The organism is Dactylosporangium sp. CA-052675 (assembly GCF_050947935.1).
In the GTDB taxonomy this organism is placed as follows: domain Bacteria; phylum Actinomycetota; class Actinomycetes; order Mycobacteriales; family Micromonosporaceae; genus Dactylosporangium.
This window is the reverse complement of sequence record NZ_CP192010.1, coordinates 1,767,658-1,787,603: the sequence shown is the minus strand read 5'-3', so window position 1 is coordinate 1,787,603 and position 19,946 is coordinate 1,767,658. Positions and strand designations below refer to the sequence as shown.

Annotated in this window: 23 protein-coding genes; 15 read left to right on the top strand and 8 right to left on the bottom strand. The window is 73.2% G+C overall.

Translation table 11 applies throughout. The annotated features are described in order from the left end of the window. The first annotated feature begins 26 nt into the window (after positions 1-26). The 7 genes from ACQP1P_RS08005 to sigB all read left to right on the top strand — a co-directional run bounded on the left by ACQP1P_RS08005 (position 27) and on the right by sigB (position 4,866). Positions 27-494 (top strand): heme-degrading domain-containing protein, encoded by a 468-nt coding sequence (locus tag ACQP1P_RS08005; RefSeq protein ID WP_433084561.1) that lies wholly within the window; start codon positions 27-29, stop codon positions 492-494. A gap of 44 nt (positions 495-538) precedes the next feature. Continuing rightward, positions 539-1,012, top strand: a complete 474-nt coding sequence (locus tag ACQP1P_RS08000) for a hypothetical protein (protein WP_433084559.1) — start codon at positions 539-541, stop codon at positions 1,010-1,012. Positions 1,013-1,039: 27 nt separating this feature from the next. After that, entirely contained in the window at positions 1,040-1,471 is a 432-nt protein-coding gene (locus tag ACQP1P_RS07995) for a hypothetical protein (RefSeq protein WP_433084557.1), read from the top strand. Positions 1,472-1,510: 39 nt separating this feature from the next. Continuing rightward, positions 1,511-1,852 (top strand): hypothetical protein, encoded by a 342-nt coding sequence (locus tag ACQP1P_RS07990; protein ID WP_433084555.1) that lies wholly within the window; start codon positions 1,511-1,513, stop codon positions 1,850-1,852. A 44-nt stretch (positions 1,853-1,896) separates the two neighbouring features. Beyond that, positions 1,897-3,333 (top strand): DUF7059 domain-containing protein, encoded by a 1,437-nt coding sequence (locus ACQP1P_RS07985; RefSeq protein WP_433089906.1) that lies wholly within the window; start codon positions 1,897-1,899, stop codon positions 3,331-3,333. Further along, a complete protein-coding gene (gene dtd, locus ACQP1P_RS07980; RefSeq protein WP_433084553.1) occupies positions 3,321-3,743 on the top strand; it encodes a D-aminoacyl-tRNA deacylase in 423 nt (140 codons plus the stop codon). The genes ACQP1P_RS07985 and dtd overlap by 13 nt, the downstream gene beginning before the upstream one ends. 118 nt (positions 3,744-3,861) lie before the next feature. Beyond that, positions 3,862-4,866 (top strand): RNA polymerase sigma factor SigB, encoded by a 1,005-nt coding sequence (gene sigB / locus ACQP1P_RS07975; RefSeq protein WP_433084551.1) that lies wholly within the window; start codon positions 3,862-3,864, stop codon positions 4,864-4,866. Positions 4,867-4,963: 97 nt separating this feature from the next. On the opposite strand, the gene ACQP1P_RS07970 is transcribed toward sigB, so the two are convergent. Next, positions 4,964-7,576, bottom strand: a complete 2,613-nt coding sequence (locus tag ACQP1P_RS07970) for a GNAT family N-acetyltransferase (RefSeq protein WP_433084549.1) — start codon at positions 7,574-7,576, stop codon at positions 4,964-4,966. Between the two features lie 38 nt (positions 7,577-7,614). On the opposite strand from ACQP1P_RS07970, the gene ACQP1P_RS07965 reads away from it, so the two are divergent. After that, positions 7,615-7,884, top strand: coding sequence for a DivIVA domain-containing protein (locus ACQP1P_RS07965; protein WP_433084547.1), 270 nt, complete (start codon positions 7,615-7,617; stop codon positions 7,882-7,884). Positions 7,885-7,892: 8 nt separating this feature from the next. Here the strand turns inward: ACQP1P_RS07965 and ACQP1P_RS07960 are convergent, their stop codons facing one another. Further along, positions 7,893-9,068, bottom strand: coding sequence for an acetoin utilization protein AcuC (locus ACQP1P_RS07960; protein WP_433084545.1), 1,176 nt, complete (start codon positions 9,066-9,068; stop codon positions 7,893-7,895). Next, a complete protein-coding gene (locus ACQP1P_RS07955; RefSeq protein WP_433084543.1) occupies positions 9,065-9,868 on the bottom strand; it encodes a sulfurtransferase in 804 nt (267 codons plus the stop codon). The genes ACQP1P_RS07960 and ACQP1P_RS07955 overlap by 4 nt, the downstream gene beginning before the upstream one ends. Before the next feature lie 82 nt (positions 9,869-9,950). Here ACQP1P_RS07955 and ACQP1P_RS07950 point away from each other — a divergent pair, with 82 nt between their 5' ends. From ACQP1P_RS07950 to ACQP1P_RS07940, 3 genes are all read left to right on the top strand, one after another. Then, positions 9,951-10,601 carry a metal-dependent transcriptional regulator gene (locus ACQP1P_RS07950; protein WP_433089904.1) on the top strand — a complete coding sequence of 217 codons (651 nt, stop codon included), beginning with the start codon at positions 9,951-9,953 and terminating at the stop codon, positions 10,599-10,601. A gap of 235 nt (positions 10,602-10,836) precedes the next feature. After that, complete coding sequence (locus ACQP1P_RS07945; RefSeq protein ID WP_433084541.1) at positions 10,837-11,217, top strand: winged helix-turn-helix transcriptional regulator; 381 nt, start codon at positions 10,837-10,839, stop codon at positions 11,215-11,217. A 577-nt stretch (positions 11,218-11,794) separates the two neighbouring features. Further along, the gene (locus ACQP1P_RS07940; RefSeq protein ID WP_433084539.1) at positions 11,795-12,733 is read left to right on the top strand and encodes a hypothetical protein; all 939 of its coding nucleotides are present in this window, start codon (positions 11,795-11,797) and stop codon (positions 12,731-12,733) included. A 73-nt stretch (positions 12,734-12,806) separates the two neighbouring features. On the opposite strand, the gene ACQP1P_RS07935 is transcribed toward ACQP1P_RS07940, so the two are convergent. Beyond that, on the bottom strand, positions 12,807-13,364 hold the full coding sequence (locus ACQP1P_RS07935; RefSeq protein WP_433084537.1) for a hypothetical protein: 558 nt from the start codon (positions 13,362-13,364) through the stop codon (positions 12,807-12,809). 10 nt (positions 13,365-13,374) lie between these two features. Then, a complete protein-coding gene (gene lhgO / locus ACQP1P_RS07930; RefSeq protein ID WP_433084535.1) occupies positions 13,375-14,556 on the bottom strand; it encodes an L-2-hydroxyglutarate oxidase in 1,182 nt (393 codons plus the stop codon). A gap of 145 nt (positions 14,557-14,701) precedes the next feature. Here lhgO and ACQP1P_RS07925 point away from each other — a divergent pair, with 145 nt between their 5' ends. Continuing rightward, a complete protein-coding gene (locus tag ACQP1P_RS07925; protein ID WP_433084533.1) occupies positions 14,702-15,667 on the top strand; it encodes a lysylphosphatidylglycerol synthase domain-containing protein in 966 nt (321 codons plus the stop codon). Between the two features lie 265 nt (positions 15,668-15,932). Here the strand turns inward: ACQP1P_RS07925 and ACQP1P_RS07920 are convergent, their stop codons facing one another. Continuing rightward, a complete protein-coding gene (locus tag ACQP1P_RS07920; RefSeq protein WP_433084531.1) occupies positions 15,933-17,075 on the bottom strand; it encodes a LysR family transcriptional regulator in 1,143 nt (380 codons plus the stop codon). A gap of 99 nt (positions 17,076-17,174) precedes the next feature. On the opposite strand from ACQP1P_RS07920, the gene ACQP1P_RS07915 reads away from it, so the two are divergent. The 3 genes from ACQP1P_RS07915 to ACQP1P_RS07905 are packed head-to-tail and all read left to right on the top strand — an operon-like array spanning position 17,175 to position 18,430. Continuing rightward, the gene (locus tag ACQP1P_RS07915) at positions 17,175-17,576 is read left to right on the top strand and encodes a RidA family protein (protein ID WP_433084529.1); all 402 of its coding nucleotides are present in this window, start codon (positions 17,175-17,177) and stop codon (positions 17,574-17,576) included. A 57-nt stretch (positions 17,577-17,633) separates the two neighbouring features. Then, positions 17,634-17,864, top strand: coding sequence for a hypothetical protein (locus tag ACQP1P_RS07910; RefSeq protein WP_433084527.1), 231 nt, complete (start codon positions 17,634-17,636; stop codon positions 17,862-17,864). Continuing rightward, a complete protein-coding gene (locus ACQP1P_RS07905) occupies positions 17,864-18,430 on the top strand; it encodes a hypothetical protein (protein WP_433084525.1) in 567 nt (188 codons plus the stop codon). The genes ACQP1P_RS07910 and ACQP1P_RS07905 overlap by 1 nt, the downstream gene beginning before the upstream one ends. Here the strand turns inward: ACQP1P_RS07905 and ACQP1P_RS07900 are convergent. Beyond that, entirely contained in the window at positions 18,413-18,814 is a 402-nt protein-coding gene (locus tag ACQP1P_RS07900; protein ID WP_433084523.1) for a GNAT family N-acetyltransferase, read from the bottom strand. The genes ACQP1P_RS07905 and ACQP1P_RS07900 overlap by 18 nt on opposite strands. Further along, entirely contained in the window at positions 18,811-19,905 is a 1,095-nt protein-coding gene (locus ACQP1P_RS07895) for an acyltransferase family protein (protein ID WP_433084521.1), read from the bottom strand. The genes ACQP1P_RS07900 and ACQP1P_RS07895 overlap by 4 nt, the downstream gene beginning before the upstream one ends. Positions 19,906-19,946: the final 41 nt, after the last annotated feature.

The window sequence follows — 19,946 nt, the reverse complement described above, 5'->3', positions numbered from 1 at the left end:
ACGCCGGGGGCTTAGGCTCGGTCCCCATGGAAGACTTGATCAAGGAGCTGGAGGCCCAGGAGGCCCGGCTGCTGTTCGACCGGTTCGACAACGACGACGCCTGGGCGCTCGGCTGCCTGCTGGTGGAGACGGCCAAGGAGCGCTCGCTCGGCATCACGATCGACATCCGCCGCGGCGGCCAGCAGCTCTTCCACGCCGCCCTGCCCGGCACCGCGCCGGACAACGACCGGTGGATCGAGCGCAAGATCCGGGTGGTGGAGCGGCTGCACGCCTCCTCCTACCTCGTGGGGCGCCGCCTCGCGGCCCGGGACAAGACGTTCGACGCCGCCTACGGGGTCGACCCCGCGGACTACGCCACCCACGGCGGCGCCTTCCCCGTCCGTGTCCGCAATGTGGGCGTCGTCGGCGTCGTGACCGTCTCCGGGCTGCCCCAGGCGGACGACCACGCGCTGGTCGTCGAGGTACTCGAGCGTTTCCTCGCCCGGGTGTCGTAAAGCCGACGCGCGGAGGCGGGCGGCCAGGCCCCACCATGCCGCGTGTGCATATTCGATTCGCATTGCCGGTCCTGATGCTCGCGGCGGCCGGGCTGGCCGGCTGTTCCGGCGGCGACGCCGCCGAGTCCGCGGCCCCGCCCGCCTCGAACGCGCCCGTGGTGCCGACGAACGCGTCGGCGCCCCCGAGCGCCGCGGCGAGCAGCAAGGCCCCGGCGGCCGGCGCGAGCGGCGCGGCCTCCGGCTGCCCGGTCACGGCCGCCACGCTGGAGAAGGCGTTCAAGGCCAACGCCGAGGTGGCCGGCGCCGTGGTGCTGGGCAAGGGGCTCAAGGACGTCAGCTGCTACGGGGGCTGGGCCACCGCCTCCGCGCAGCCGGCGAACCTGGAGGCGGCCGTCGTGCTGTTCAAGTACGACGCCGGGAAGAAGACCTGGGCCGCGCTGTCCGGCGGCACCGACGGGGTCTGCCGGGACACGGTGCCCGAGGACGTCGCGACACACCTCAAGGGTTGCCAGAACTAACCCGATCGAGTGTCGTAAATTGCCGGGGTGAGATACACACTCCTCGCTGTCTTCGCCGGAGCGGCCGTCACCCTTGCGGCCTGCTCCGGCGGGTCGGACCAGTCGCAGTCCCCCGCCCTGCCCACCCCGGACCAGACCTCCCTGCTGCCGCAGACCGGCCCCGCGCCGCTCAAGCCCGGCGTCAGCGCGCCGAACGGATGCCCCGTCGACGCGCCGGCGCTGGAGAAGGCCCTCGCCGCCGACCCGGCGCTCGCCGCGGCCGTGCAGCTCGGCAAGGGGCTCACGGACGTCAGCTGCGTGCAGCAGTACGCCACCGCCCGCACCGAGGGCGACCGCGCGACGGTCCTGTTCCACTTCGACGACGCCAAGGCGATGTGGGTCGCGGTCGCGGCCGGCGCCAAGAACGCGTGCGACAAGGCCCCGGCCGAGATCCGTCAAACGCTCAAGAACTGCGGCTAAGAACCTGGTCAAATTCCCTGCTTTATGGTCATATTGCTCATGGAGCGTGAAGCACTGCTCCGGCTCCTCGCCGAGGAGCCGGGGGCGGCTTTCGAGGCGTGCCGCGCCGCGATCCGAGCCGGCGCCGAATACGTGGTGTGGGATCACACCCTGCCCGCCGACCAGCTCGCGCGCAGCTACTCCCGGCGGGCCCAGCACATGGAGCGGATCGGCAACCCGATGCTCGGCAGCGCCGAGGCCATCGGCGTGCTGCAGACCTCGGGCGACAGGCCGCTGCGGGTCGGCGAGGCGAAGATCGAGAACCCGCCGACCCATTTCCAGCTGTTCCTCACCGAGGACGCGTCGCGAGTCGTGGCCTGCATAGGCATCGATCAACGCTGACATACCAGGATGGCAGGGTGGACGCTCTGCTGGACAACACCGCCATGGCACAGCTGCGCGAGGCGCTCGGCTCGGCCGGGTACACCTCCGACGGCATTCGCGGGCATCTCGGCGAGGACGCCTCGGCCGCGTGCGCGCGCAACGACTTCCGGGCCGCGCTGCGCGTCACCGAGGCCGGGGGCCGGCTCGACACCCTGATCCGGCTGTTCATCTGCGGCCAGACCGAGCCGCTCGACCGCGTCGCGGCCGCACTCGCCCCGCTGCCGCTGGAGTCGGCCGCCCCGCTGCTGTCGGCCGAGCCGGACGGCGTGCGGGCCGCGCTGGAGCTGGAGCCGTACGGCGACTGGTGGGTCGTCGCCGACCTCTCCGCCGGCATGCGCCCCGGCCGCCCGCTGCCCGGCGACCACGTGCTCGGCATCGGCGGCGCGTCGAGCACCCTGGCCGCCGCCACCCTGCGCCGCCCGGTCGGCACCGCGCTCGACCTCGGCACCGGCTGCGGGGTGCAGGCGCTGCACCTGTCGACCCACGCGAGCCGGGTCACCGCGACCGACGTGCTGCCGCGGGCCCTGCGCTTCGCGGCCACCACCGCGGCCCTCAACGGCCTGGAGTGGGAGCTGCTCGAGGGCGACCTCACCCGCCCGGTCGCCGGGCGCCGCTTCGACCTCGTGGTCAGCAACCCGCCGTTCGTGGCCGGCCCCGGGAGCACCGCGCACACCTACCGCGACTCCGGCCGCCCCGGCGACGCCGTCTGCGCCGAGCTCGTCGCCGCGGCCCCGGGCCTGCTCGCCGAAGGCGGGCACATGCAGTTCCTGGCCAACTGGCTGCACGTCGCGGGCGAGGACTGGACCGATCGGGTCAACGACTGGCTGGCCGGCACCGGGCTGGACGCCTGGGTCATCCAGCGCGAGGTGTCGGATCCGCTGGCGTACGTCAACCTGTGGCTCGCCGACGCCTCCGAGGACCCGTCGCGGCAGCCCGCCCTGGCCGCGGCCTGGCTCGACTGGTTCGACGCCCAGCGCGTCGACGCGGTCGGCTTCGGCCTGGTCACCCTGCGCGCCGGCGGGCACGACGACCCGACCGTGCGCATCGAGGACCTCCGGCACACCGTCGGCGGCGACCTCGGCCCGCTCATCGGCGAGTGGTTCGACCGCCAGGACTTCCTGCGCCACGCCGACCTGCTGCGCAGCCGCCTCGTCGCCGCGCCCGGGCTGACGCTGCGCCAGGAGGCCACGCTCGGGGCCGAGGGCTGGGAGGTCGGGCAGCAGCTGCTCGCCCTGCCCGACGGGCTGCGGTGGGTCGAGGAGGTGGACCCGGTCGCGCTGACCCTCGTGGGCGCGTGCGACGGGTCGGTGACCCTGCAGGCTCAGGTCGACCTGCTCGCGGCGGCCCACGGCGTACCGGCCGAGGTGCTCGCCGACGTGGCGGTACCCCTGGTGTCGCACCTGGTCGAGCGGGGGGTCCTGCTGCCGTGCGCGCCCTAGTCCAGACCGTCAGCCGGGCGAGCGTCACCGTCGGGGACACGGTCGTCGGCTCGATCACCGACGGGTTGCTGGTGCTCGTCGGCGTGACCCATGCCGACACGTCCGGCATCTCCGAGACGCTGGCCCGCAAGGTGCACGAGCTGCGCATCCTCGACGACGAGAAGTCCGCGGCCGACACCGGCGCGCCGCTGCTCGTCGTCTCGCAGTTCACCCTGTACGGCGACGCGCGCAAGGGCCGGCGCCCGACCTGGATCGCCGCGGCCCGCCCGGAGGCCGCCGAGCCGCTCATCGAGGCGTTCTGCGCCGCCCTGCGAAACCGGGGCGCAACCGTGGAAACCGGTCGATTCCGCACGCACATGCTCGTCGAAAGCGTGAACGTCGGACCGCGGACCGTGTTGCTGGAGGTCTGAGACTCACGGATTCGTGCCACGGCTGCGCCGCCTCACCGTCACTTCACGCCCGCTCAGCGAAGCTACTTCTCGCAGGAATGATCGCGCCACTTGTCAATCCACACGGGAGGCGAGCGAAGTGGCCCAGCCGCTGAGTGAGAACACGGAGTTCAACGCCGTCGACGTTGAGGCCGACGAACAGCACGAGCAGGAGCACGCGCTCGACAACACGGGCGTCTCAGCGGATCTGGTTCGCGCGTACCTCAACACGATCGGCCGCACCAAGCTCCTCACCGCCGAGCAGGAGGTCGATCTCTCCAAGAAGATCGAGGCCGGCCTGTACGCCGAGGAGAAGCTCACGAGCGGCATGGTCCACCCGGCGTGGATGAACACCTACGAGGTCGTGGTCCGCGAGGGGCGCGCCGCCAAGGCCCACCTGCTCGAGGCCAACCTGCGCCTGGTCGTGAGCATCGCCAAGCGGTACACCGGCCGCGGCATGGCCTTCCTGGACCTCATCCAGGAGGGCAACCTCGGCCTCATCCGCGCCGTCGAGAAGTTCGACTACACCAAGGGCTACAAGTTCTCCACCTACGCCACCTGGTGGATCCGCCAGGCCATCACCCGCGCCATGGCCGACCAGGCCCGCACCATCCGCATCCCGGTGCACATGGTCGAGCAGGTCAACCGCATGGTCCGGGTCCGCCGGGACCTCGCCGCCACCCTGGGCCGCGAGCCCGTCGTGGCCGAGATCGCCGCGGCCCTGGGCGTCGAGGAGTACCAGGTCATCGAGCTGATCTCCTACGACCGCGAGCCGGTGAGCCTGGACCAGGCCGTGGGCGAGGACGGCGAGAGCGCCCTGGGCGACTTCGTGGCGCGCGTCGACCCGCGCGAGGAGCCGGGCGACAGCGTGTCGCAGGGCATGCTGCGCTCCGAGGTCGAGATCGTGCTCTCGACGCTGTCGCAGCGCGAGCAGGCCGTCATCCGGCTGCGCTTCGGCCTCGACGACGGCCGCCAGCGCACCCTCGACGAGGTGGGCCGCGAGTTCGGCCTGTCCCGCGAGCGCATCCGCCAGATCGAGAAGGTGACGCTGCTGAAGCTGCGCCACCCGTCGCGCGCGAAGCGCCTCGAGGCGTACGCCTCCTGAACACAGCGGCGTAGCGTCCTGAACACAGCGGCGTAGCGTCCTGAAACACAGCTTTACGCAGGGCCGCTCCGGTCGTCCGGGGCGGCCCTGCGCCGTGTCAGAGGCGGCGCGGGCCGCTGTCGGGGCGGGGCTGGTGCGGCGCGAACTCGGCGCTCGCGTGCAGCACCGCCAGGCCCGAGGGGCGCGCCAGGACCGGGTTCAGGGTCAGCGACGACAGGGCCGGCTGCTCGTCCACGAGGCGCCCGACGCGCACCAGCAGATCGGCCAGCGCGTCCAGGTCCACCGGGTCCGCGCCGCGGTAGCCGGTCAGCAGCGGCGCCGCCCGCGGGGCCCGGACCAGGGCGGCCGCGTCGCGGTCGGTCAACGGGACCGGGCGCCACGCGCGGTCGCCGAGCAGGTCGGCCGCCTCGCCGCCGAGGCCGAAGCCCACGACCGGGCCGAACGACGGGTCGTCGACGACCTCCACGACGCACGCGACGCCGGGGGCGACCATCGGCTGGACGACGACCTCGACCCCGCGGCCGAAGAGGCGTTCGAGCTCGGCGTAGGCCTCCGCGACGGCGGCCGGGGAGGTGAGATTCAGCCGTACCGCCCCCAGGTCGATCCGGTGCCGCCAGGGCCTCGTCGCCACCTTGAGAGCGACCGGCAGGCCCACCGCCACCGCGACGTCGGGCACCCGGTCGCCGGAGGCCCATCGGCTCGGCACGACCGGGATGCCATAGGCGGCCAGCAGCTCGTCGGCCTCGCCCCGGTCGCCGGCGCCGCGCAGCGCGAGGGCGGTCGCGACGTCGGTGCCCCGCGCGGAGTCGACGCCGGGCAGGTCGGGCAGCGTGCCGATCGGCTCGCGGCGCCACGCGGCGTAGCGGGCGACCCGGCCCAGGGCGCGCACCGCCTCCTCGATCGCCGGGAACATCGGCAGGGCGGGCGGGTCCTCGTCGCCGTACGCGGGCGCGACCGTGAACGACGGGTCGGCCGGCATGACTACGGCGAGCGGGCGCGGCGCGCCGGCCGTCGACACGCGCAGCAGCTCGGCCACGCCGAGCTGGTCGCGCTCGGCGAGCGCCGGGGCGTACGCGGCCACGACGGCGTCCACCCCCTCGTCGTCGAGGGCGGCGTGCACGGCCCGCACGAAGTCGACGTCGCTCACGGCGGGGCCGAGGTCGCGCGGGTACCCCTCGGCGACGCGCAGCCCCGCGGCCGGCGCCTTCGCGACCGTGAGCACGCCCAGCGCGGCCGCGTTGGTGACCACGGCGATGCGGTCGCCGGTCGGCAGCGGGCGCCCCGCGATGAGCAGGCCCACGTCGAACAGCTCCCCGACGGTGTCGACGCGGATGACGCCGGAGCTCGCGAAGAGCGCGGCCACCCCGCGGGCGTCGGGGCCGACGGTCACCGCGTCGAGGGCCGGCGGGCGCACCGGGCTCGCCACCGCCGCGACCGGCTTGCGGCGGGCCAGCTCGCGGGCGATGCGGGCGAACTTGCGCGGGTTGCCGAAGGTCTCCAGGTAGAGCAGGACGGCATCGGTGTGCGGGTCCTCGCGCCAGTACTGCAACGCGTCGTTGCCGGAGACGTCGGCCCGGTTGCCGGCCGAGATGAACGTCGACAGGCCCAGCCCGCGCCGGTCGGCCTCGGCCAGCAGCGCCGTGCCCAGCGCCGCGGACTGGCTGAAGAAGCCGACCCGCCCGGCCCGGGGCAGCAGGGGGGCGAGCGTGGCGTTGAGCCGTACCGCCGGATCGGTGTTCGCCACCCCCAGGCAGTTGGGCCCGACCAGGCGCATCCCGTGGTCGCGCACCGCCCGCAGCAGGGCGGCCTGGGCCTGCGCCCCGGCCGGGCCGGCCTCGGCGAAGCCGGCCGAGACGATGACCAGGCCGTGGACCCCGGCCGCGGCGCAGTCGGCCACCACGTCGGGCACGGACTCCACGGGTACGGCGATCACGGCGAGGTCGGCATCGGCGGTACCGATGAGGCTCGGTTTCGCGGGAAGGCCCCCGACGACCGTCGCGGACGGGTGGACCGGCACCAGCGCTCCGGTGAAGCCGGCGCCCTTGAGGTGGGACAGGAGGGCCGCGCCGATGCCCGAGCCGCCCGAGCGCGCCCCGTAGACCGCGACGGTGCGCGGGTTGAGCAGCCGGGCGATCGAGCGGGCCTCGGCGCGCTGCTCGCGGGCCTGCTGCACGCGCAGGGAGTCGGGGGTCGCCTTGATCGGGAACCACAGGTGCACGACGCCGTCGGCGAATTCGCGCTCGATGTGGAAGCCGGCCGCCATGAACACGCGCAGCATCGCCTGGTTCACCGGCAGCACGTCGGCCTCGAACTCGGTGATGCCCTCGGTGCCCGCCGCGGCGACGAGGTGCTCGATGAGCACCGAGCCGATGCCCCGGCCCTGGTGCGCGTCCTCGACCACGAAGGCGACCTCGGCCTGGTGGGAGCCGGCGCCGAGGCGGTCGTAGCGGCCCACCGCGATCAGCTCGCCCGAGTGCTCGACCACGAACGCCTCGCGGTCGTGGTGGTCGACGTTGACGAACCGGTCCAGGTCCCGCTGCGGGATGCGCGGGTAGGCCGAGAAGTACCGCAGGTATCGGGTCCGCTCCGAGAAGCGCGAGTGCAGCGCCACGATCCGCTCCGCGTCGTCGGGCCGGATCGGTCGCAAGTGGACGGTGGTCCCGTCCGAGAGCAGCACATCCGCGGCCCGCGTGGCCGAAACGTCGTTCACCCGCATAGTTTCCACCCGTCTGGGTTACCGTGTCTGCCATGATGCTGACCCCGGCGGATGTGCAGGCGCTGCGGTTCGCCAAGGCGCCGTTCGGCAAGCGTGGCTACGACGAGGACGAGGTCGACCAGTTCCTCGACGTGGTCGCGCAGACGCTGATCGCGCTGCAGGACGAGCTCGCCATGCTGCGGGCGAGCGCGTCGCCGGACACGTCCTACGGCACCTCCGCCGCCGCCGAGACGGAGATGCTCGCCGAGCTGGACCGCATCAAGCAGCGCCTGACGCGGCTCGAGGCCGCGGTCCGCCACTAGTCCCTGCCCTAGTCACGCGGGTCGTGCGGGTCGAGGCCGAAGAACGGGTACACCGTGCGCCGGGTCGCCATGATCGTGCGATCGACCGCGTCCGGTGACTCGCCCGGCACCCACGGCTCGTAGCTCGTGACGCCGCCGTCGGTCATCGTCTCCGGCAGCGGGTGGCCGGGCCGGCGCCGCGCGGCGAGCTCGCGCCACGCCGCGGGCAGCTCCAGCGCCGGGTCGAGGGCCTCGCCGGTCATCACCGCGAGCAGGTGGGTCCAGGCCCGGGGCACGCACTCGACCAGCGCGTAGCCGCCGCCCCCGCTCGCGACCCACCGGCCGCCGGCGACCTCGGTGGCGAGGTCGCGCAGCGCGAGGTACGCCGCCCGCTGCCCGTCCACGGTGAGCCGGAGGTTGGCGAGGGGGTCGTGGCGGTACGTGTCCGCGCCGCACTGCGTGAAAAGCAGCTGCGGCCGGAACGCGCGCAGCACCCCGGGCACGACGGCGTGGAAGGCGCGCAGCCACCCGCCGTCGCCGGTGCCGGGCGGCAGCGCCACGTTCACGGCGGAGCCGGGCGCGTCGGGGCCGCCGGTCTCGTCGGGGAAGCCGGTGCCGGGGAACAGCGTGCGCGGCGACTCGTGCAGGCTGACGGTGAGCACGCGCGGGTCGTTCCAGAACACCTCCTGCACGCCGTCGCCGTGGTGGACGTCGATGTCGACGTACGCCACCCGCTCCGCCCCCAGCTCGAGCACCCGCTTGATCGCGACGGCGGGATCGTTGTAGACGCAGAAGCCCGCGGCCCGGTCCGGCATCGCGTGGTGCAGGCCGCCGGAGACGCTGACCGCGCGCTCGGCCTCGCCGGTCCACACCGCCTCGGCCGCGCGCCGGGTCGCCCCCGCGATCAGGGCGCTGGCGTCGTGCATGCCGGCGAAGGTGGGGTTGTCGGTGGTACCGAGACCCATGAGGTTGATCCGCCGGCCCGTCGAGGCCGCCTTCACCACCGCGATGTAGTCGGGGTCGTGCACGGTGGCGAGCATGGCGTCGGTGGCCGGCTCCGCCCGCTCGAGCACGACGCCGGGGCGGTCGAGCACGCCGAGGCGGCGGGCGAGGTCCATGGTCAGCTCGACCCGGACGGGGTCGAGGGGATGATCGCCCATGTCGTACCGCAGCAGCCGCTCATCCCACACGACCAGCGTGCTCATGGGTGCTCCTTCGCGACGGGGCGCGTGGGATCGGTGATCCAGTGGCTCCACGATCCCACGTAGAGCGGCGCCTCCTGCCGCTGCTCGTGCAGCGCGAGGACCAGCTGCGCCGCGGTGACCCCGGAGCCGCAGTAGACGCCCGCCCCGGCCGGCGCGGCGATGGCCCGCAGCAGCCCGTGCTCGTCGACGGTCTCCCCGGCCGGCAGGTTGATCGCGCCGGGGATGTGCCCGGCGACCGCATCCACCGGCTCGACCTCGCCGCGATACCGCGGCCCGACCCGGGCGTCCAGCAAGGTGTTGCGCGGATCGCCCGCCTCGGCCTCGGTCCAGACCGCCATCCCTCCGGGTGTCACCGTTACGTCGCCTTCGTCCGGTTCCGGCACCTCGGTCGTGACAGGGAGCCCAGCACTCGTCCACGCCGCGTAACCGCCGTCGAGCACCCGCACGTCCTCGATGCCCGCCCAGCGCAGCGTCCACCAGGCGCGCGCCGCGGCCCCGGTAGGATTGCTCCCGCCTGCGTCGTACACCACCACCGGGTGCTCGGCGCGGACCCCAAGTCTCCGCAGCGCGGCCTCCAGCGCGGCGGGATCGGGCAGCGGATGGCGCCCACCGGCGCCCGGCGGCCCACAGAGGTCCTCGTCGAGATCGACGAAGACCGCGCCAGGCAGATGGCCGGCCGCATACGCGGCCCGGCCGTCCTTCGCGAGGGTCCAGCGCACATCGAGAAGAGTCGGCGGTTGGGCGGACCGCACCAGCTCGGCGAGAGCGGCGACGTTCAAGATCGCCCGGTTGGCTGTCACGCTCCAATCTTGTCGTACGCAGCGAGTACCATCGCGTACCGGGAGGGCAACGGCAGTGAACGACCTAGTCGACACCACCGAGATGTATTTGAAGACGATCCTCGAGCTCGAAGAAGAGGGTGTCGTCCCCAAGCGTGCGCGCATCGCGGAGCGGCTGCACCAGAGCGGCCCGACCGTGAGCCAGACGGTCGCCCGCATGGAGCGTGACGGCCTGCTCATCGTCGAGGGCGACCGCCACCTGGCACTCACCGACCAGGGCCGTGAGCACGCGGTCGCCGTCATGCGCAAGCACCGCCTCGCCGAGCTGCTGCTCGTCAACGTGATCGGCCTGCCCTACGAGGAGGCCCACGAGGAGGCGTGCCGCTGGGAGCACGTGATGAGCGACGCCGTCGAGCAGCGGGTCTACGAGCTGCTCGGCCGCCCGACGCGCTCGCCCTACGGCAACCCGATCCCCGGCCTGGACGGCCTGCGGGGCGAGGCCCCCGGCGAGCACGCCGACCCGGAGCGCAACCTGGCCTTCCCCGGCCTGGCCGGCTCCGTCGTCGTGAGCCGCATCTGCGAGTCGGTCCAGACGGACGCCGACGTGCTGCGCCAGCTGCACACCGCGGGCATCGACCCGGGCGCGACGGTCACGGTCGCCCAGGAGCGCGACGGCGTGTCCATCGACCGCGAGGGCGAGCGGATCCGCCTGCCGCGCGAGGTGGCTTCGCGAGTCTTCGTCGCGGCGGCCTAGCCCCGTTTCGTTCTTTCGTCGCCGCGGCGCTGGGTCCGTTTCGTTCTTTCGCCGCCGCGGCGCCGGGGTCCGTTTGGGTGCTTCGCCGCCGCGGCGCCGGGGTCCGTTTGGGTGCTTCGCCGCCGCGGCGCCCGGGGTCCGTTTCGTTCTTCGTCGCGGCGGCGCCGGGGTTCGTTTGGGTGCTTCGTCGCGGCGGCCTGGTCCGTTTCGTTCGGGAGGGGTGGTGGGACCGCGCATGTCACAGCACCCACCACCGCCCTTCCCCTCTGCGGAGTGCGGCCCCTGCTCCGTCGAGGACGTGCTGGACCGGGTCGGCTCCAAGTGGAGCGTGTCGATCCTGGTGGCGGCGGCCCCCGGCCCGATCCGCTTCTCGGCCCTGGAGCGCAGGATTCCCGGCATCAGCCGGCGCATGCTGACCCTGACCCTGCGCAACCTGGAACGCGACGGCCTGGTCGTGCGCACGAGCTACCCGACCGTGCCGCCCCGGGTGGAGTACTCACTGACCCCGATGGCTTTGGAGCTCCAGGCGGCCCTGTCCGCTCTGACGACGTGGGCCGAACGCCACAGAGCCGACGTGGCGGCGTCGAGAGCCCGCTACGACGAGCGGACTCAGTAAATCTTTCACCATGAGCACATAGCAACCAACCGCAAATATCACGATTTATCACGCCAACTCTGACGGCACCCACCGCCCAGCGTGCCGCAAGTGCCGCATCCGTTCGCCGGACAGGTCGGTTACCACCACAGGCCCTGATCCCAACCGCCCCGCGCTCGCACCGGCGCTGTTCGCCTTGGTCCACAGCACCGTTGTTCGCCTTGGTCCACAGCACCGTTGTTCGCCTTGGTCCACAACACCGTTGTTCGCCTTGGTCCACAGCCACCGCCCCACACCCGCACCGCATAGCCCACAACCCGCAGAGGGCCAGCAACTCACGGCGCCACACCTGTCGATCCCGACGCGCACCCGACCTGTCCGGGATCGACCCGGCCGCGCCCTGCGGGTATCCGAGCACGTGCGACCCGGCGGCGAGCGCCCGCGTCACGTCGTCGACGGCTCGACCAACGCAACCAGGCCCGAAAACGCCGCCGGCTGCGACGGGGACACATCGCCCAAAGCGGGCTAATCCCTCAACCTCGGGTGATTCCCGTACTCAAGCCCACAAGTCCGATATTCCCGCACCTAATCTGAGCACGTGGCATTCGATCAGGCCTTCTCGGACGACCCCCTGGAGAAGGCCCACTGGACCCTGGCCGACGACGCCGACCCGACCCCGGCCCTGGAACTGATCGCCGCCACCGACGACCCAGCCCACCGCGAACACGCCGTGGCGATCCTCGGCGCCGCCGGCGCCCAGCGCCTCGACCAACTCCGCGAGGTAGCGGCCCAGCAGGCGTACCGCCCGGAACGCTGGCTCCTCCTCGGCGCCGCGCTCTCCGCCGCCGCCTGGGCCACCCGCGAGGACAACCACACCGGCCCCCTGGCGACCGACCGCCTGGTCCAGGAGCAGAAGATCCTCGTGGCCGAGGCCAGAACCGCGCTCCGCCAGGCCGCCGCGCTCTCGCGGGAAGACCCGGTGCCGTGGAGCGAGCTCGCCGGCGCCGTCGTCTGCGCCCCGCTGCACAGGACCGAGGCGGCCGACGCGTTCAAGCGGGCGTGCGTGCTGCAGCCCGACCTTTACGCGGCCCACACCCGGCACCTGACCGGCCTCACCCGGCGCTGGTACGGCAACCAGGACAAGGTTATCGCCTTCGCCCGGACCCGCAGCGCCGAGCGCCCCGACGGTCACCCTCTGCACGCGCTCGTTGCCCTTGCGCACATCGAGGGCTACGTCGACGGGATGCTGCGCGGCAACGTCGTCGGCCGGTTCTGGCGCGCCTGGCGGTACTTCGCCGACACCAAGGTCCGCCGCGAGACCGACGCCGCCGCCGACCGCCTCGTCGCCGGCTACGGCGACTTCGCCACGCACCCGTGGACGATGAGCGCCCACCAGGCGTTCGCGGCCCTCTACCACCAGGCCGGCGAACCCGAGCGCCTGCGCACGCACCTCGAACTCGGGGGCGACCGGCCGGCGATCTGGCCGTGGCGATACTTCGGCGATCCGGAGGAGCAATTCCGTCGGGCCCACCTCTGACCGGCGTCGGCCGTTCAGCTCATATCAACGCTAGCATGCACGGAAAAACCGAGAACTCAGCGCAACATCGCCGTCACAGACTGCTCAGGTCGATGAGTTTGGCCAGCTCAACCATCTTGGGCATGTCCGCTGCGGCCTGCTCGTCCCCGGCATCGGGAGCCAGCCGCAGCGACAGCTTGATGATCCGCTTGTTGCCCGCCAGCCAGCCCACCTCCACGCCGGGGCCGGACTTCTCCGCACCGGGGCCGGACTTCTCCGCGGCGGGCGTCGGCCTCTGGTAGCCGACCAGGCCCAGCCCCGGCACCGCCTGCCCGTCCTTGGGCGCGATGGCCGAGCTGAACACGTCGGCCCCGATGGTCGTCGTGGTCACCGACAGCACCAGGTCCGGATAGCTGCCGGCCGCCGTCTGCAGCACGCAGCTGAACGAGTTGTCCATCGACGCGCCCGCGGCCACGCTCAGGTTCAGGCCGAGCTTCGCGTTCACCATGCCGAAGTCCAGCAGCTGGCACGCGCCGCCCGCGGCCGCCGCCGGGGCGGTCGAAGGCGGGGCGGCCGGACTCGCGCCGGCGTCGTCGCACCCGGCGACGAGCGCGGCGGAGAGGGCAACGACGGCCATCAGCACCCTTCGCACAGCGGGCACCCTATACCGGCAGACGGGCGGTGATGTACTTGGCGATCTCCAGCGAGCTCGTCGCCGCCGGGGACGGGGCGTTGAGCACGTGCACCTGCCGCCCCTCGGTCACGATGAGGAAGTCGTCGACGAGGTCGCCGGTCGGCGTGATCGCCTGGGCGCGCACCCCGGCCGCGGCCGGCACCAGGTCGGCGGCGGTCACCGCGGGCACGAGCCGGGCCAGGCTCTCGGCGAAGCGCCGCTTGGACAGGGAGCGGCGGACCTCCGTGAGGCCGTACCGCAGATGCTTGCGCCCCAGCGCCCACAACCCGCGATAGGTGGCGGCGTCGGCCACGTCCCGGGGCCGGATCCGCCCCCACGTGTAGCCCTCGCGAGCCATCGCCAGCACGGCGTTCGGTCCCGCGTGCACGCTCCCGTCGACCATTTTCGTCAGGTGTACCCCCAGAAACGGAAACTGCGGGTCCGGCACCGGATAGATGAGGCCGTTGACGAGATGGCGGCGGTCGGGGCGCAGCTCGTAGTACTCCCCGCGGAACGGGATGATGCGCGCCGGCGGGCTGATCCCGGCCATCCGGGCGACCCGGTCGGCGTGCAGCCCCGCGCAGTTCACGAGCACGTCGGCGGTGATGTCGCCGGTCGTCGTGCGTACGACGACCTCGCGCCCGTTCGCCCGGATGCCGACCACGGCGGTGTTGAGCCGCAGTATCGCGCCCGCCTTCTCGGCGAGCTCGGCGAGCTTCACGCACACGGCCCTGTAGTCGGCGATGCCCGTCGAGGCCACGTGGATGCCCTCGACGCAGGCGACCTCGGGCTCGTACTCCAGCGCCTCCCCCTGGCTCACCATGCGCACCGGGAGCCCGTTGGCGAGGGCCCGCTCGTACAGCGCCCGCAGCCGCGGCAGCTCGTCCGCCCCGGTCGCGACGATGAGCTTGCCGGTGACCTTGTGGGCGATCCCGTGCTCGGCGCAGAACTCCACCATCGAGGCGCTGCCGGCCTTGCAGAGCGTGGCCTTGAGGCTACCCGGCTTGTAGTACACCCCGGCGTGGATGACGCCGGAGTTGTGCCCGGTCTGGTGGGCGCCCCAGCCCGCCTCCTTCTCCACCACGGTCACCCGGGCGTCGGGCCGGTCCTGGACCAGCCGCTGGGCGGTCGCCAGTCCGACGATGCCTCCTCCGATGACGACGTACCGCACGGCAGACTCCTTCACCTCGGATCGCGCCATCTTAGGGGTCTCGGATGGCGTGCTAGCGTGACCGACCGTGAGTGGGGTGGCAATGGACGACGGCACGCAGGCCCCGGCGGCTCCCGCGAAACCGGCCCGCCCCTGGCGTGCCCGCGTGATTCAGGTGGTACGCATCCTCGCGGTGCTCGCGATCGCGTACTTCATCGTCGCCACCACCGTCCAGCAGTGGTCCTCGGTCTCGGCGACGTTCCGGAGCCTGTCGTGGCCGTCGCTGGCCGCGTCCCTGGCCGCCGCCGTGGCGTGCCTGTGGGCCACGATGATGGCCTGGCGCTCGATGGTCGGCAGTCTCGACCACCCGCTGCGCATCCGCGACGCCGCGCCCATCCAGCTCATCGGCGCCCTGGGCAAATATCTGCCCGGTACGGTCTGGGCGTACGTGGTCCAGATGGAGCTCGGCCGCCGCGTCGGCGTCTCGCGCGCGAAGGTCTTCATCGGCTCGGCCGTGGTCACCGGCCTGGGCGTGACGGTCGGCCTGGTGCTGACCGCTCCCGGCTTCGGCGTCGCCTTCGACGGCGCCGACGCGACGAACCACCACACCTTCGCCGCCGTGGCCGTCTGGTGCGCGGTGATCCTGCTCCCGTTCGGCCTGGCGTGCTGCTATCCGCCGCTGCTGACGTACCTGGTCGGACGCGCCATGCGCATCCTGCGCCGCCCGGCCCTGGACCGCCCGATCACGTGGCGCGCGGTCCTGGTGAGCAGCGCCTGGTGCGCCGTGGGCTACCTGGCCGCGGGCGTGCACATCTGGTTCCTGGTCCGCGCCCACCTCCCCGGCGTGCACGGCCTGGTCGGCTCCGTCTTCGCCATGGCCCTGGCCATGAGCATCAGCACGTTCGTGATCGTCGCCCCGTCGGGCCTCGGCGCGCGCGAGTTCCTGATGGCGATCGCCCTGGCCGGTCTGGGCGTACCGTGGCCGACAGCCTGGGCCCTGACGCTCGTCTCGCGCCTGCTGTTCACCCTCGCGGACGTCGCGGCGGCGGGCGTCTCGGCCGCGGTGGGCCTGCGGCGCATCCGCCACACCCCGTCCCCCCTCCCGGAGCCGGCACCGGCCGAGGAGGCCTGACCGGGCTCCCCGCCGCACCATCCCCGGCCCCGACACCGGCCGGCCGCCGCTCAACCCGCGCCGGGGCAGCCGACGCCCTCTCGCCCGTCGCAGCGGGCAGACACGCCGTCCGCACCTCCCAGCGCTGTCGCCACCTCCCACCGGGCAGGCGCGCTGTCCGCACCTCTCCCAGCGCTGTCCGCACCTCTGCCAGCGCTGTCCGCACCTCTCCGGCGCTATCGGCACCTCTCCCAGCGCTATGGGCACCTCCAGGCGGCCAGATCCGCTATGGCACCTCCGCATGGGGAATGTCCCGCAGCGCGAATGCCACCTCCTCCCGCAGGGTCGCGAGAAACGCCTCGACGACCGGCGGCACCGTGCGCCCCGCCAGCGTCGCCGCCACCACCGTCCGCGGCGGCACCTCGGCGGGATCGAGCGGCAGGAGCACCACATCGGCCGGCGCGGTCCGCGCGGCGAGCCCCGGCACGAGCGTCACCCCGAGCCCGGCCGCCACGAACCCGAACTTCGCCGTCCACTCCTGCACCACGAACTCGATCCGCGGCCGGAACCCGAGCCGCGCACTCGCCCCGAGCAGCGTCTCCTCCGCCCGTGCCGACCCCGCGATCCACGCCTCGCCGGCCACTTCCCGCAGCCGAACGACCCGCCGCCCGTTTTCGCCGTCCCCCGGCGACATGTCCGACATCCGCACGGATGTCGCTCCAAGCGACCCGGCGGTGCGACCGAAATCAGGTTCCAGCGGCGACATGTCCGACATCCGCACGGATGTCGCGTCAGGCGGCCCGGCGACATGCCCGAAATCGGGTTCCAGGGGCGACATATCCGACATCCGAATGGATGTCGGATCAGGTCCCACTCCCCCGCGACCCACAGCCAGCCGATGCGAGCCGCCGACACCCAGCAGCAACGGCTCGTCCACCAGATGATGCACCCGAAACCGCTCATCCGCGAACGGCCGATCCGCGCCGGCGTTCACCAGCACCACGTCCGCGTCCCCCACCAGCAGCGCCGGCAGCAGCCGCGCGGTGACGCCCTCCACGAGCGAGACCTCCACGTGCGGGTGCGACGAGCGGAACCGGGCCATCGCCCGCGGCACCACCGCCGCGTCCGCCGTCGCGAAGGCACCCACCCGCAGGCGGCCCGTCTCGGCGTCGCGGACCGCCCGGACCTCCCGCCGGGCGGCGGCCAGGCGGTCGAGCACCGCCGACGCGTGCTCCAGCAGGCAGCGCCCCTCCGCCGTCAGCGCCACCCCGCGCGGGAGCCGGTCGAACAGGCGCGCCCCGAACTCGGTCTCCAGCGCGGCCATCTGCCGCGACACCGCCGACTGCGTGTACCGCAGTGTCGCCGCGGCCCCGGTGATCGATCGCTGCCGCGCGACCTCGCGGAACACCTCCAGCATCTCGGTCTGCACGACTCAAGACATTCGCACAGCGCATGGCCGCCATGCCAGACATTCGCTGGTGGCATGTGAGGAAGATCCATAGTGTCGGGCCATGAGGAGGCCTGAACCATGGTCATGATGCTGGACAGCCCCGCGGGTGTGACGCCGCCCGCCGGGCCCTACTCGCACGTCGCGCGCGTCGACACCGGCGACGCGACGCTGCTGTTCCTCGCCGGGCAGATCGCGGTCGACGACGACGGGGTGCTCGTCGGCGACGGGGACATGGCGGCCCAGGCGCGGCACATCTTCCGCGTCGTCCTCGGCATTCTGCAGGCGCACGGCGCCGGGTTCGCGGACGTCGCGCACATCCGGACGTTCGTGACCGATCTGGGGATGCTGCCGGCGTACGGCACCGTGCGCCGCGAGCTGTTCCCCGGCACGCCCCCGGCCAGCACCACGGTCGAGGTGTCAAAGCTGTTCCGCCCGGGCGCGCTCCTCGAGGTGGAAGTCACGGCGGCCGTGCGCCGCTGACGAAACGCTTACATCGGGCCGCGGGTTTCGCTTACCCGCGGCCCGCACCATGTCCGCATGAGACGAACGCTCGTCATCGCGCTGGCGGCGGGGCTGCTGCTGCTGGGCGGCTGCGGCAAGGGCCGCGCGCACCAGCCCGCGACCGCGCCCCCGCCGGCGACGACCGCGACCACGGCACCGGCCGGGCAGCAGGCCCCGGGCAACGGCGGCGGGGACGTGGACCGGCTGCTCGACCAGACCGGGCAGCTGCTGAGCAAGGACGCCCAGGCTCCGGAGGATGAGGACTGATGCACCGAATCGTCAAGACCCTGCTGGCCTCGGCCGTCGCCGCCGGGGCCGCCCTCGCGCTCGCCGCGCCCGCGAGCGCGGCCCCGACCCTCGATCAGGCCAAGCAGGCGATCGCGGCGCGGATCGACAAGCGGCTCGACGCGCTCAAGCAGTTCGACGCCACCATCGCCGGTGCCGGACAGCTCACCGCCGCGCACAAGGACACGCTCACCAAACTCGTCGCCGACCAGCGCGGCGGCCTCACCGCGCTCAAGACGAAGCTGCAGGGCGAGACGACGGCCGCCGGGGTCAAGGCCGACGCGCAGAGCATGGTGTACGAGTACCGCGTCTTCGTCCTCACCGGGCCGAAGGTGCGCCTGACGGCCGCCATCGACACCGAACTCGCGGTGGCGGGCAGGACGCCGGGCTCCGACGCCGTGCAGAAGGCGCTCGCGGGGAAGACCGACGCGCTGCTGGCGATCAAGCCGGGGCCGGACGGCGACGCGATCAAGGCCGCGGTGGCCCCGGTCCGCGAGGCCGCCAAGACCGCGCACAAGGACTTGAAGGCGCTACGGAAGCACCAGTGAGACGACCCCGGCCGGCGTCGGGGTGAAGCCGCAGGACTCCAGGTAGAACCGCGCGAGGTGGGGTTCGAAGTCGACGTGGAGCCAGCGGCAGCCGGTGGCCCTGGCCTCCTCGGCGGCCAGGGCCACCAGCCGCGTCCCGGCGCCCGTGCGCCGGTGCGGCTCGGCGACCATCGTGTCGAGGATGAAGGCGTGCTCGCCGCCGTCCCACGCGACGTTCACGAAGCCGGCGAGCGCGGCCCCGTCGCGGGCGACGACCCATCCGAGGCTGTGGGCCTGGACGCGGGCCCACCAGTCGGCCTCGCCCGGCGCCGCGAAGCAGTGGGCGTGCAGGGCGGACACCTCGGCCGAGGTGAAGGCGCCCCGCCAGGAGAACGTCAGCGTCATCGGGCCAAGGTTAGGTGCCGCGCCGGGAACGCGCGGTGCTTGAGGGCCAGGGTGGGCCGCTCGACCAGGTGCCAGGAGCCGGCGGCCACGAGCAGCACCGCGGGCACGCACAGCGCGACGTAGGGCACCAGTCCCCAGGCCGCGCCGCCGAGGTGCGCGACGGCCTGCTGGACCGGGAACGCGTAGATGTAGATGCCGTACGAGTAGTCGTGCTCCCGGCCGACCGTGTGCAGCCGGGGCGGGACGGCGCACGCGGCGTACAGGATCAGGTAGGCGAACGCCGGGTACCCGGCGACGAAGAAGCCCCCGCAGGCGAGGCTGGCCGCGAGCACGAGGCCGGCGGCGACGGCGATCGGCCACGTCAGCGGGATGCGGTGCGCGTACAGCTGCGCGCAGGCGCCGAGCAGGAACAGGAACCCCAGGTAGCAGGCGAGCTGCAGGTCGACGTAGCCCCACAGCGGGAACGGGCCGAGCCCGCCGCGGTACTGCGGCGTCGTCGGGTTCCGGCACGCGTCGACGACGATGACGGTGTAGGCGACGGCGGCGAGCGCCGGCACGGCCCACGGGGCGCGGCGCGGCAGCCCGGCGGCGATGAGCACCGTGAGGCCGCTGTAGCACAGCAGCTCGTACACCAGGCTCCACAGCGACCCGTTGGCGACGCTGCCCTGCACGAGGCGGCCGTAGGGGGTGTCGAGGAACAGGGTGCCGATCCCCCACTGGTGCACGGCGCCGGAGGCGTTGTCGCGCACGAAGCCGAGGCCGCCCGCGTGCCCGGTGACGGCGGCGGCGAGCGCGGTCGCGGCCAGGCACACCCACAGGCCGGGGAAGATGCGCAGGAAGCGGTGCCAGGCGAAGCGCAGCGCCCCGCCCTTGCGCGCGGACGCGGCGACGAGGAAGCCGGAGAGCACGAAGAACCCGTCGACGGCGAGGGTGCCGAGGTCGGTCTGGCCGCGGGTGAGGCCCTGGCCGGGGTTGGGGCGGCCGAGGCCGAGCGGCCAGGCGTGGGCGACCAGCACCGACAGGGCCAGGGTGAGCCGGAGCAGGCCGAGTCCGTTGGCCTTGGGGTCGTACCGCTCGCGCAGCGTCGTCACGTTGGACTAACGAACCGGGCAGACACGAAGTTTCCCGATAA

What these genes read in the sequence shown, in the direction of transcription:
- ACQP1P_RS08005 (WP_433084561.1), top strand. Translation starts at nt 27, where the DNA reads ATGGAAGACTTGATCAAGGAGCTGGAGGCCCAGGAGGCCCGGCTGCTG.
- ACQP1P_RS07990 (WP_433084555.1), top strand. Translation starts at nt 1,511, where the DNA reads ATGGAGCGTGAAGCACTGCTCCGGCTCCTCGCCGAGGAGCCGGGGGCG.
- ACQP1P_RS07900 (WP_433084523.1), bottom strand. Translation starts at nt 18,814, where the DNA reads ATGACGCTGACGTTCTCCTGGCGGGGCGCCTTCACCTCGGCCGAGGTG.
- ACQP1P_RS07910 (WP_433084527.1), top strand. Translation starts at nt 17,634, where the DNA reads ATGAGACGAACGCTCGTCATCGCGCTGGCGGCGGGGCTGCTGCTGCTG.
- ACQP1P_RS07965 (WP_433084547.1), top strand. Translation starts at nt 7,615, where the DNA reads ATGATGCTGACCCCGGCGGATGTGCAGGCGCTGCGGTTCGCCAAGGCG.
- ACQP1P_RS07950 (WP_433089904.1), top strand. Translation starts at nt 9,951, where the DNA reads ATGTATTTGAAGACGATCCTCGAGCTCGAAGAAGAGGGTGTCGTCCCC.
- ACQP1P_RS07945 (WP_433084541.1), top strand. Translation starts at nt 10,837, where the DNA reads ATGTCACAGCACCCACCACCGCCCTTCCCCTCTGCGGAGTGCGGCCCC.
- ACQP1P_RS07915 (WP_433084529.1), top strand. Translation starts at nt 17,175, where the DNA reads ATGGTCATGATGCTGGACAGCCCCGCGGGTGTGACGCCGCCCGCCGGG.
- ACQP1P_RS07985 (WP_433089906.1), top strand. Translation starts at nt 1,897, where the DNA reads ATGGCACAGCTGCGCGAGGCGCTCGGCTCGGCCGGGTACACCTCCGAC.
- ACQP1P_RS07960 (WP_433084545.1), bottom strand. Translation starts at nt 9,068, where the DNA reads ATGAGCACGCTGGTCGTGTGGGATGAGCGGCTGCTGCGGTACGACATG.
- ACQP1P_RS07905 (WP_433084525.1), top strand. Translation starts at nt 17,864, where the DNA reads ATGCACCGAATCGTCAAGACCCTGCTGGCCTCGGCCGTCGCCGCCGGG.